Annotated in this window: 9 protein-coding genes; 4 read left to right on the top strand and 5 right to left on the bottom strand. The window is 55.6% G+C overall.

Features of this window, described 5'->3' with window-relative positions; genetic code table 11:
- Positions 1–110: 110 nt before the first annotated feature.
- Both FHS27_RS26085 and rplU read right to left on the bottom strand, forming a co-directional pair.
- Positions 111–1,208 (bottom strand): serine/threonine protein kinase, encoded by a 1,098-nt coding sequence (locus FHS27_RS26085; protein ID WP_184308586.1) that lies wholly within the window; start codon positions 1,206–1,208, stop codon positions 111–113.
- A gap of 22 nt (positions 1,209–1,230) precedes the next feature.
- On the bottom strand, positions 1,231–1,545 hold the full coding sequence (rplU, locus tag FHS27_RS26080) for a 50S ribosomal protein L21 (RefSeq protein WP_009094575.1): 315 nt from the start codon (positions 1,543–1,545) through the stop codon (positions 1,231–1,233).
- 299 nt (positions 1,546–1,844) lie between these two features.
- Here rplU and FHS27_RS26075 point away from each other — a divergent pair, with 299 nt between their 5' ends.
- A complete protein-coding gene (locus tag FHS27_RS26075; protein WP_246420959.1) occupies positions 1,845–2,762 on the top strand; it encodes a response regulator transcription factor in 918 nt (305 codons plus the stop codon).
- A gap of 47 nt (positions 2,763–2,809) precedes the next feature.
- The gene (locus tag FHS27_RS26070; protein ID WP_246420957.1) at positions 2,810–3,379 is read left to right on the top strand and encodes a hypothetical protein; all 570 of its coding nucleotides are present in this window, start codon (positions 2,810–2,812) and stop codon (positions 3,377–3,379) included.
- A 382-nt stretch (positions 3,380–3,761) separates the two neighbouring features.
- Here FHS27_RS26070 and FHS27_RS26065 read toward each other — a convergent pair whose 3' ends face one another.
- The gene (locus tag FHS27_RS26065) at positions 3,762–4,535 is read right to left on the bottom strand and encodes a gamma-glutamyl-gamma-aminobutyrate hydrolase family protein (RefSeq protein WP_009094570.1); all 774 of its coding nucleotides are present in this window, start codon (positions 4,533–4,535) and stop codon (positions 3,762–3,764) included.
- A 522-nt stretch (positions 4,536–5,057) separates the two neighbouring features.
- Positions 5,058–6,347, bottom strand: a complete 1,290-nt coding sequence (locus FHS27_RS26060; protein WP_184308584.1) for a hypothetical protein — start codon at positions 6,345–6,347, stop codon at positions 5,058–5,060.
- Between the two features lie 186 nt (positions 6,348–6,533).
- On the opposite strand from FHS27_RS26060, the gene FHS27_RS26055 reads away from it, so the two are divergent.
- Entirely contained in the window at positions 6,534–7,976 is a 1,443-nt protein-coding gene (locus FHS27_RS26055; RefSeq protein WP_449224081.1) for a putative sugar nucleotidyl transferase, read from the top strand.
- 4 nt (positions 7,977–7,980) lie between these two features.
- Here the strand turns inward: FHS27_RS26055 and FHS27_RS26050 are convergent, their stop codons facing one another.
- The gene (locus FHS27_RS26050) at positions 7,981–9,435 is read right to left on the bottom strand and encodes a hypothetical protein (protein WP_246420955.1); all 1,455 of its coding nucleotides are present in this window, start codon (positions 9,433–9,435) and stop codon (positions 7,981–7,983) included.
- A 153-nt stretch (positions 9,436–9,588) separates the two neighbouring features.
- On the opposite strand from FHS27_RS26050, the gene FHS27_RS26045 reads away from it, so the two are divergent.
- The gene (locus tag FHS27_RS26045; protein ID WP_246420953.1) at positions 9,589–10,851 is read left to right on the top strand and encodes a DUF1570 domain-containing protein; all 1,263 of its coding nucleotides are present in this window, start codon (positions 9,589–9,591) and stop codon (positions 10,849–10,851) included.
- The last annotated feature ends 178 nt before the right edge of the window (positions 10,852–11,029 follow it).

Below are 11,029 nucleotides of genomic sequence, written 5' to 3'. Positions count from 1 at the left end.
CCGAAAGCCGGACGATATACTTTTTGATCATGGAAACCTCCGTGTGTTGCACATAGTTTCCACGAAATACCCAAAATCATCCAACCCCAATTCCTAGTGTGGATGATGCACTAGCCCGCCAGGGCGACCACCGCGACAACCAACGCAAGCACCAGCAACAGCATCACGAGCTTCCAACCCGCGACTGACTCGCGCGGAGTCCCACCCAGCCGTGCTTGAATCTGCTGCTCGAGCAATCGCCGCCCGCGCTCGGTCACATTCTCGGCCGCAACGTCGTAAGGCTTTGGTGTACCGCCACGATAAACTTCAGCGGCCAACTGACCGACGCCCGTCTCCTCCGGCGAAGTCCCCAGGTCATACTTCTCTCCAATCTCCAACATCGCCCCCTGAACCGCACGGGCGTTGAAGGGACGGTCCTCAGCTCGCTTTGCCAGACACGCGTTGATAATCTCGTCGAGCTCAGGAGGAGCGTCACCAACGAGAGTGGTGATCCGCGGCGGAACCGCATGCAAATGCTGCTCGAATAGCTGGGCAAAGTTCTCACCCAAGAACACTTTCCGGCCACTCAACATCTCAAACATGCAACAACCGAGAGCATACAAATCCACCTTCCCAGAGATCGACGTCTCCCCAACGATCTGCTCGGGCGCCATGTAAGCATGCGTACCAACGGTCAAACCCTGATTCGTCAGGTCGGCGGAATGCTGGTCGCGAGCGATTCCAAAATCACCCAACTTCACCTGCGCATCACGCGTGAGAAAGAGATTCCCCGGCTTGAGATCACGATGGATGACCCCGTGATTGTGAGCACACTGCAATGCGGAACTCACCTGACGACTGACGTCGACAACGACCGGCCAAACCAACCTTCCGGTCGACTCGATCAAATCCTTGATCGTACCGCCGTCTACCCGCTCCATCACGTAGAAGAGCTGGCCGTCTTCGCTGCCACCGCCGAAATAGCCAATGATATTCGGGTGCTGCAGGCGTTCGAGAATCAACATCTCGCGACGAAACCTAGCCTGAATCAGCTCATCACTGGAAACCGCAGGATGCAGCTTCTTGATCGCCAGATCTTCGCCAATGAGTGCCTTCGCGGCAGGCGAAACCTCAATGTCCTCACGCACGCTTCCGTCATAAATCGTACCGACGGTACCAACTCCGAGAACGGAGCCTAATTTGAAGTCGGAAAGATGCAGATGAGGCATCGACTAGATCACAACGGGAGAACTAGACTCCCGCGATCTCTTCAATACGAACTCGAGTGTTCGGCTGACGGTGTCCCGTGCGTTTTTTGCTGTGCTTACGACGACGGAATTTCTGGACGTAGATCTTCTTATCCATTGACTTCCCGAGCACGGACGCGGTCACGGTAACGCCTTCGAGAGTCGGGGTACCGAGCTTCAAGCCTTCATCGCCCCCAACGGCCAAAACGGTGCCAAACTGCAGGTTTTCGCCTTCAGCAGTTTCGCGGAAATCGACATCAATTTCCATGCCTGGCTCAACGCGGTACTGGCGTCCACCGTCAACAAAAATGGCATACATAGTGAAATTTACGGTTCAGGGGGTGATTGTTTTTGCTTGTTTTTAGAAAGTCGAGGCGAGATCTTAGCGACCTTAGGCAGAAAAAACTAGGCCTTTCTTAAATTCCTACATCCCCAAAAGGAAACCGACTAACAGGCTGATCCGCATAATCAGACGGAGGGCAGTTGCGATGAGGATGGGCGTCCAAATTACCGATGCTCTCAATAGTTACGATGCTGATGTACACGATCAGCGTCGGGGGCACGGATCACAACGGGGCAACGTTTTTTCCGTCAACACTTATCAATTTGCTTGCAAACATGGATTCACACCTTGAGAAGCGGGTCCAACATCCCCCCCGCGTATCAACTTTCGTAACGTCCACCGCTCCCAACAATCAAACCTCCCGCTGGAAGAACCCCCGGATTCCAGTTGTCGTCATTCATCCCGGCAGTATCGAACGGCTCGGGATTCACCATTCCTGGTCCACATCCGTTTTCGTCGAAGTATGTGGCGTCGCCGCCGACAGCGACGAGGCCCATGAATATCTCGTCGGCAAGATGGTACGGGTCGCGATTCTCGGGTTGGCCACGGGCTCAAACAGTTCGGCGGCGGTGAATGTCTCAATCCTTCGTGACACGCTTCGCCGCTACGCGACGCTGAAATGGATCGTGCTCTCGCCACAACCGTGCCCTGATTGCCGCGAGGCAGCCAAGGCGGCCGGGGCGATCGGGTATTTTGACCATCCACAAACGAGCGAGCAACTCGAGTCAGCGGTCGCCTGGGCGGACCTGGGCAGGCTCGTCGGATGGCACGACTCCTCATCCGCGAGCCACAAATCAGCGGCTAGCCACAACGATCCCGCCCATCAGGACGCCGGCCCCCCGGCCACCTCCGCTCACGAGGCTGTCCACCATCAACCGATCCAGCGGTCGATTTCCACATCGGAAAAGGACAAGTGGCCGAATTATGTGTGGAAGGTGGATCCGAGCCACGCGTCACAGGCCGCGCCTCAATCCGCCCGCTCTGCCCCCAATCCTTCTGCGGGGCTAAAGCAACTATCCGCTCGCGAACGAGAGGTCCTCGAGGGACTGGCCGCCGGGCAAACAAATCAACAAATTGCCGATGGGTTGTTCCTGAGCGTCAAGACGATCGAAACCTATCGCAGTCGGTTGAAACAGAAGCTCGGATTGAAAGACCGGGCCGACATCGTTGCGTTCTTCAATTCGCGAGTGTAGCCACACCGCCTGCCGATTACCGGAAACCCCATTGCACGGAAACCCGTTTGCCCGAAAACCTCTCTCCATTGCTGGCGATGTCGTCGATCCGCCACGTGTTTTTGCTCGCAACATGGTGCATGTTCGCCATGGCGTGCCTTCACGCAACGACGGCATCGGCCCAACTACAAAGCAGACAGAATTTCGCGGTTACGGTCCCATCAAACCTGTCGATCACGGCGCCGCCCAACGTCGGCATGATGCACAACCAAACCGATGCCAATCAAACGTTCCCTCTGCAACGTTGGCGCGTCGTCGGAAACAGCATCCGAGGCGTGACCGTGTCGTTTTCGACGGACGGCCCCTTCGTTCACAACACCGACGCGACATCTCAACGTGATGTTCAGTTGGGTCTCAGCATCGCGTCGAGCTCCGGGGTCGGTCGATGGATCCTGACTCAGGCGATCGATTCGACCGACTACGCCAACCGCGATTCCTATGCGACCGTGAGTGCGATGAGCAACGGGACGGCGACGGCCACCTTCGACCTGCAGGTCAGTTTTTTGACCGACACGTACGGCAGCTTCCCGGCGGGTCTGTACGAAACCACGGTAACGGGAACCATTACCGCCAATTAAAAAAAGAAACCGGGACACCTTGCGGGAAGGTGCCCCGGTTTATGCTGTCTACCGTGACGTCATTCGTTAGCAAAACAGTCCAAATCATCCAGCGTTACTCCGAACGCATCTTCCAGATGACCAATCCTTCGGTCACCGTGACATTCCGTTTCGCCCATTGCTTTCAAACACATTCGTCATTCGCATCCGTGCGATTGGTACGTCATCCGTTGACGTGCCGACATGTTCGAAAACTTCGGGCGATCTCTTGTTAATAGTCGCTACGGGCGTGGCGACGAATAACAGTGGCAGATCACAGGGTGGTTTTGTTTGGACTCTTTAGCGAACGATCTCTCCATAGTTCGTCTGTTTCGTGCATTGAGACGCATTCATGCGAATCGAATCAGGCGACGAGTTGCAGATCGCCGGACTCGGTAGTGCCTTCGAGTTGCTGGCTTCGTTCACGAACGGCGTCAACGAATTCTTCGAAGATTCGGATGTCCAATGCCGAAGCGGCATCGGACTCTGGGTGGAACTGAGTCCCGATTGCGAACCAATCGAGCATTTCGCTTTCGATCGCTTCGATCACTCCGTCGGGGCAGCGAGCGGTGACGCGGAACCCTGGAGCGACTTCGTCGATCGCCATGTGGTGCCGGCTGGTGACGCGAATTTCGCCGTCACCGTAAACCCGACCGATCAGTGAATCGCTGACCACGTCTAGCGTGTGTCGGTGATTGGTGTCCTGGACGTCCAAGTGTGGGACTGCCGATGGCAAGTCTTCCTTGATGTGCAGAAACAGGTTCCCGCCCTGTTGAACGTTGATCAATTGCATTCCCGTGCCGATTCCGAACACAGGCATCCGTCGCTCGGCGATTTCCGCCATCAGCATTCGGTCACTCTGTTCACGGCCGGCATCGAGCGGTCGAACGCTCGGATGCAACATGAAACCATCATTTCGTGGATCCAAATCGGCTCCGCCGATGAACATGAACCCCTCGACAGCGTCGAGAATTGTATGTGCTGACTCTTCGTCGATCTGTGGCGGCACAAGAACGGGAACTCCGCCGGCGTTGATGATCGACCGGTAATATCCTTCGGCAATATACGCGAAAGCAGGTGTGGTCCGGGCTGCAGCTCGGAAATCAGCATTGATCCCGATCAGGGGTTTGCGTGGCATCTGAAGGTCCTCTTCGATTCGGCAAATACTGGGAAAAGCCCTCTGCGGTTCACTTTTTGCGAATCCCATTTCAAAACAATCAACCGTTATGTCGATCGAAGATCAGCGGTCTTCACAAAGTGGAACGATCCGAATCGTGAATCCTTTCTCGGTTCCCCGGTGACGGGCGGCCTTACGACCGTCTCGCCCACGATGGCGCCAGTTGGGAATCTAACCACAAAACGTATGACCTTCTTGAACCGCGTCCCAAAGTGTGCGTCACATTAGGAATGATTCAAAACCGTCCGACGTCGTCATGCTTCGTCTTAAAGCACGGTGATTCGATGCGAATCATCCTTTCGCGTTGGGGGTGGACGGCGCGGCGAAGGTGTCGCGTCCGACATGCGAGGAAAATTAGGAGCCCCAGCAAGTGATTTCCAGCACAAACGACATATTGATAAAATAAGACGAAAGCACACTACAGGTAGTGCTAGCAATTGCAAACTTTGCTAGCAAAGACGTGTTTTTTGAGCACAAGCACGCTCAGTTTGCACTTGGCTCCTGATACCGGCGAACCGACTCCAAAAAAGCCGTTCGTTCCCACTCGGTTGCAAAGCCGATTGATGCCAATCGTGTGCCCCAAATAGGATCCGCTTGCAGCCCAATCAACCCATGATCGCGGGTGTCAAAGTCAGTGCCCTGGACCAACGCCCACGCGGCTACGTCCTGAACCCGAGTCCGCAAGATCACCGGAAAGTTTGACTTCTCCGATACATCACCGCCGACATCAACTCCTCTCCGGTGGATCTGCTGGTTCAGAACGATAGGAAGCGGCCTAGCGACCAATTGTTCAGGTGCAACACATACGACGCGTCGGTCCTCCAACGCCGTAACCAATCGTTGAACCTCCTCTTCAATCTCTCCGATCCACGACTTGGTACATCGCGGTGTTACCAAAATCGCAGCCGCTAAGTCACGTGCCAACGGATCCTCACAACGCAACACTTCCCAGCGGAGCGTACTGACCACCCGCGGCCGGTCATACAATAGGGCCATATGTAATCGTTCGGGCAACGTCCACCCATAAGGATTCTCAAGGATGGTCCGGTCGATCAACCGACCGATCACTCGCGCGTTCGCATCCGAACCGCTAGACACCCCGGCGGCCAATAAGGTTCGCTTCATCACCGCGAGAACACGCTCAGATTGCGGACGGAAGGGTTGCGGCATTTGAGGAGCAACGCAGCCTAAATGGCTGATCAAGACGAGGTGAGCATCATCCGAATCAACTCGCGCGTTTAAGGATGGCCAAGACAATTGGGGGCCGGCGTAGACGGCGATCTCGCGAAACGCCTGCCTCGCTTCTTCACCCGTCCCGGCTCGTGAAGAAAAGGTTTGCCAGGTCGACATCAACGGTGACGGCTCCGTTGCCTGCGTGTCTACTTCGATGGCCGCGATCACACGCTCAACATTTTGGTGATGGATATCGAGTGTGATGTCGCCAACCAATCGATCGATCGCGAGCTGCGTTTCCAAATCCGCAAACAGACTCCGACGCAGCATGGTTTGAATGATGGCATGATTTTGCTGCGGCTGAGAATCGTGGGCCAGTCGCAGCAACCCGGTGATCGCGCGCTTCCTCGTCGCGTGAGAATCGTCATCGAGACGGTCGAGATAACGTTCCACCTGGATCTCGATTCGTCGCTGATCGGACTCATAGACGACTTGGTTTTCGTCCGCAGCTCCCGTTGAAATGATGCCGACGAAAATACCGATCAGGATCCCGCCACACCGACAGGACACGAAAATTTCTCGGTCGGTAAATCCAGCCATGAATGGAACAAACAGGTGTAAGAATCGATGGAGTTCAACACGCGCAACGCACTTTCGAACTGTAGTGCCGTCTCACACGGCAGGCCATGAATTCTTTCGTCGGAATGGTCAAGACGCATCGGCCCAACCGCGTTAAACTGCCCAGCCGTCAGAATCCGTGCTGTACAGCCGAGCATCCCGTTGGAAGTGACTGCCATGTTGATTTATTGCTTTGAAGACGATTGCGTTGAAAAACTCGCTCCGATCGTCCACGCCCGTCCGGCCTACGCGATCGGATGTGCGGGATTTCGCCTGATCGACTGGCTCGACAAACTCCGGCGTGACCACGGTTCGACATCCTTAGTGGGCGAGGTTCGCGACTATCTCAGCGCGATCCAAACGGCCGACTACGGGGTCGACGCGGCTCCCGAATCCTTCCTATCGCCTGAAACTGCGGACTCGGACCGGCCTGACGTGTTGCTCGTCAACGCACGCTTGATTCCTTCAGTGAGCAATCTCCGCGTTCTGGAAGATCTGATTCGATCGGACCAGTATTCCGTTGTGATTTCCCCCAGCGATGATCATGAAACCGACGTTGAACCCGGCACCGAAAGTAAACGCGATAGCTCAGGATCCGTTCTCGCCGCATGGATGCCGGCGGCGGAGGTTGGCAAGGCGTTGCGTCGCTCGGCCTCGTCAAAACCATCTTCAATAGACTACGCGAAAACCCCGTTAAAGGGCTCGCCCTCGGCAACGCGTTCTAACGACAAAAAGATGCCTGTCCCTCCTTCGGTGTATCGCATTTTGTGTCGACATGCGGCATCCACGGGAGCTCGCTCATCAGCCCAATTGAGCGAATTTCACTGGCCTCATGACGTCGTTTCCGCTCACATGAAATGCATGAATGACTCGATCGAATATCGCATCGCGGCGGGCAATTACACCCAACTGCAAGACGGCGTCTTTGTCGGCCAAAACGTGTCGATCGGCGACTACGAATCGATTCATACCGACGGTGGTGCGATCGTCTTAGACGACAACGTGAAGGTTGGCCCATTTTGCTTTCTCGAAGGGCCGTTATACGCCGGAGCCAACACGCGAGTCATCGAGCACTCTTCGATCAAAGACGGCGTTGCACTCGGGCACACGACTAAAATTGGTGGCGAAGTCGAAGCCTCTGTGATCGAACCCTACACCAACAAACAACACCACGGATTCCTCGGCCACAGTTATCTCGGCAGTTGGATCAATCTCGGTGCGGGTACGTGCAACAGCGACCTAAAAAACACCTACGGCAAAATCAACATTGAGTACGGCAACGACAAGATCGCGACCGGGATGCAATTCCTCGGTTGCATCATGGGCGACTACTCGAAAAGCGCGATCAACACCGGAATCTTCACGGGTAAAGTGATCGGCGTTTGCAGCATGATGTATGGGTTCGTTACCGGGAACGTTCCGAGTTACGTCAACTACGCCCGACTATTCGGACAAACCTCGTTGCTGCCGCCGGAAGTCATGGTGAACACCCAAGCGAGAATGTTCGCACGGCGAAAAGTCAAACAACGCCAAGCCGACATCGACTTGATCCATGCGATGTACCACCGCACGGAAGTGGAACGACAGATGTCCGACCAACTGGGCTTCTAACCCGTCACGGCAATGGAATTCCGTTGACAACGAATGGGACTTCGTTCTTCCGCACGGACGTCGGAGACTCATAAATCAACTGAGCACCGGCGGGCACCATTCCACCTAGATCAAAGAGATAGCCGATCCCGACTCCCGTTCCGGTTTGCCGATAGACCTCATAACCGAGATGGTCCTTACGCGTACCATCGGCCAACTGCACCCACACTTCGTTTTCGAAGATCCACTGTCGATGACTTTCGAGCGACCGACCGGCACCGACCAACTCAACTCCAACACGTATCTCGTACAACGGATCGGTTTCTCGCATGGCTTCGATCGAAACGGTCATCGCGTCGAACGTTTGCGACGGCGCGGCATCCGACAGCAATAAGCTGAACCGTCGTCGCTTCCCTGGCAGCAAAGCAGTAATCTGGCCCGACAAGCGAGTAATCTCGCTGGCGTCAGACTTCACGTTGTCCTTAGGACCATCACCGGCTTTGAAATCGAAGCGTCGAGCGGGCAACTGCATCGGGAGATAGAACTGACTCTCGGCGATCTCACCGGACGTGGCGATGTCGATCCGGTCCCCCGTCTTTTGCGGTTTCAAATCGACTCCGTTGTCCAGTTTCCCGGCGACTTCGGCGATCGGAATGCTCAATCCAATCGGCGTTCGATTGGGTTGCCACGAAATGGACATGGTGAGGTTCAACCCGTTCTGGGCAGGTGCGCCCAAGACGCGTCGTGCGGTGACCATTGTCGGTTCGATGCGATAGATCCCCGCGTAGGCAGCCGAATCGACACGCGACATTCGCTCGGCCGCACGTGGCACCAACGCCAACCGTTCCCGGTCACCGGCATAAAAGTTGATATCCAATTCCGTTTGATCGAGCACAAGATCCACCGCCTGCCAAAAACCCATCGGGGCACTTGGTGGACGGATCACGCGAGATTCATCAATCGGCACACCGGACGACTCGAGGTCAAACTCGACGCCGCTGGCCAAACTGATCGCCTCGAGAGCTTCCCCAAGGTTGCTGGCGTCCTGCATCTTCACGGTCGTTGTTTCGATCTCGACACGAGTTTTCATTTGTCGCCACTGAGCCTCAATCCGCTCAAGGCGTTCACGTGCGTCGAGAGAGAGATCATCCAGAATTACGGGAATGTACTCCCTGGCTTCAGGTCCGGCCTCGAGCAATTTCTGTTCGGCTTCACGGCGGCTTTTTGCCGTCGCTCCATCGAGTTCAGCCACCCACACCGGCACCTCTTGCGCCAAGTTGATTTCGGGTGATGCCGGCTCTTTCGGCGACGTTGATTCATCGTCACCACGTGCCGCGCTGGACATTCCTATCAATAACGTGAGCAAACACAGAGCAACCGTGAGATCGACATTCCCCAACGCCATTCGCCGACCTCGACCTCGGTTAACCAGCACAATCGGATCAGTCGTCATTGAACTCTTCGCGATAGGAGGCTTCATGGAACCGTTTTTTAAAAAAGTGAAGGAGGAAAATGCAGCAGACGGCCTCACGTTTGATTTTAACCTACGTTTGATCAGACCGTGTTGGTGTCGGGGGGCATCGCCGGATTCTCTTTATGCTTTCGACGCCACTCCTCCGACACCGCCGCCGCTATGCGATTGCAAACAACACGGATTTTGCCGAACCAACGTCAGAGTTCGGGCCGGCTCTGTCAGTCTTGCCTGACGCCATCGACAACTTATCCCGTTCCTCAAAATTTGCGATCCGTTTTGATAGCATTGGCTGTGCTTCTGACGAGCCCCTTCGGCGCAACCGTTTCCTCCGCCGATCCAGTCGGTGGTGCCCGACCGAGCAGCACCACCCACGTTGTTTCTCGCCGCGTCGCGAGCCGAAACTTGACTCCGAGGGGTCCCCAACCGGTTCAACTTCTCGTCAATTCCCAGTGGCAAGTCGGCCTGCATCTGATCGATTCGGCGACCGAGTCTTTGGTGATTGCCGAAGACGGTTGGCTGCACACGGTCGCCGCAACAAAACGCGATGAAAGGATGCGGACGACCGACGAACGCTTCGAACCGGCATCGGCGACTCGCATGCGAAACCAACTCCGAGCCGAGTTCGGACCAACTTTTGAGGTGGTCGCCACTAGCAACTTTCTCGTGGTTCAACCCCGAGGACGCGGTGACCGTTGGCCAAAGATGTTTGAAAACTCACACCGGTCATTCGTCGAATACATGTCCAAACGAGGCGTGAAGGTTCGCACCGGACGCTTTCCCATGGTCGCCGTTGTACTACCGGACGCACGTGCGATGTACGCCGAACTCGACCGACTCGGAATCGATGTTTCCCGCGTCGCTGGCATCTATGCCAACCGATGCAACCGTGTGATGACGCACGACGGCGGCCGGTTGTCCGACATCGCGGCGACCGTGCGACACGAAGCCGCTCATCAATCCGCGTTTAATTCAGGCGTGCATAGCCGAGTCAACGACACACCGAGTTGGATCACCGAGGGCATCGGCCAAATGTTTGAACCCGAGGCACTCGCATCCGGACGATCCGGCGCTGACCTCAGCGATCGCGTCAACCGCGAATCCCTCAACCACTTACGCAAACAACTATCCTTTCGCAATGCTAATGACATCACCGCATGGGTCGAACAACTCGTCGACGGTGACGAAGCGTTCCGCGACGCCGGCAACGTCCACACTGCCTACGCGGTCGCATGGGCGATGATGTTCTATCTGTCCGAGCGGGACAGCGACACGTTCGCCGACATCTTGAACTTCACTGCAACGCGTCCGCCTTTTGAGTCGTATCGCCGTGGCCAACGTCGTATCGATTTTGAACGGATCGTCGGTACGGACACGGTTACGTTCTCAAAACGCCTAGCACGTTTCCTAATCTCGCTACCCTAAAATAGCTTTGCCTGCGACAGACTATCGCACGGCATTTTGGCGAGCCTGACATGCGTTTCGTGTCATTCAACATCGTGTTGCCACCCGAACGAGGATTCTTCCGTTCGAAGGCTTGATTTCACATGTCGGTGCGAAACCTTTCCCGTTAAGCCCGGTTAGAAGAGATGAGACACACCCT

The sequence above is a fragment of the Aporhodopirellula rubra genome (genome assembly GCF_014192335.1).
GTDB lineage: Bacteria > Planctomycetota > Planctomycetia > Pirellulales > Pirellulaceae > Rhodopirellula > Rhodopirellula rubra.
Note: the sequence above shows the minus strand (reverse complement) of the source record. Positions and strands in the feature narration are given on the sequence as shown.

Bases quoted from the DNA above. Each gene is read 5' to 3' on its own strand.
- FHS27_RS26085 (WP_184308586.1), bottom strand. From the start codon at position 1,208: ATGCCTCATCTGCATCTTTCCGACTTCAAATTAGGCTCCGTTCTCGGA.
- rplU (WP_009094575.1), bottom strand. From the start codon at position 1,545: ATGTATGCCATTTTTGTTGACGGTGGACGCCAGTACCGCGTTGAGCCA.
- FHS27_RS26075 (WP_246420959.1), top strand. From the start codon at position 1,845: ATGGATTCACACCTTGAGAAGCGGGTCCAACATCCCCCCCGCGTATCA.
- FHS27_RS26065 (WP_009094570.1), bottom strand. From the start codon at position 4,535: ATGCCACGCAAACCCCTGATCGGGATCAATGCTGATTTCCGAGCTGCA.
- FHS27_RS26060 (WP_184308584.1), bottom strand. From the start codon at position 6,347: ATGGCTGGATTTACCGACCGAGAAATTTTCGTGTCCTGTCGGTGTGGC.
- FHS27_RS26050 (WP_246420955.1), bottom strand. From the start codon at position 9,435: ATGAAGCCTCCTATCGCGAAGAGTTCAATGACGACTGATCCGATTGTG.
- FHS27_RS26045 (WP_246420953.1), top strand. From the start codon at position 9,589: ATGCGATTGCAAACAACACGGATTTTGCCGAACCAACGTCAGAGTTCG.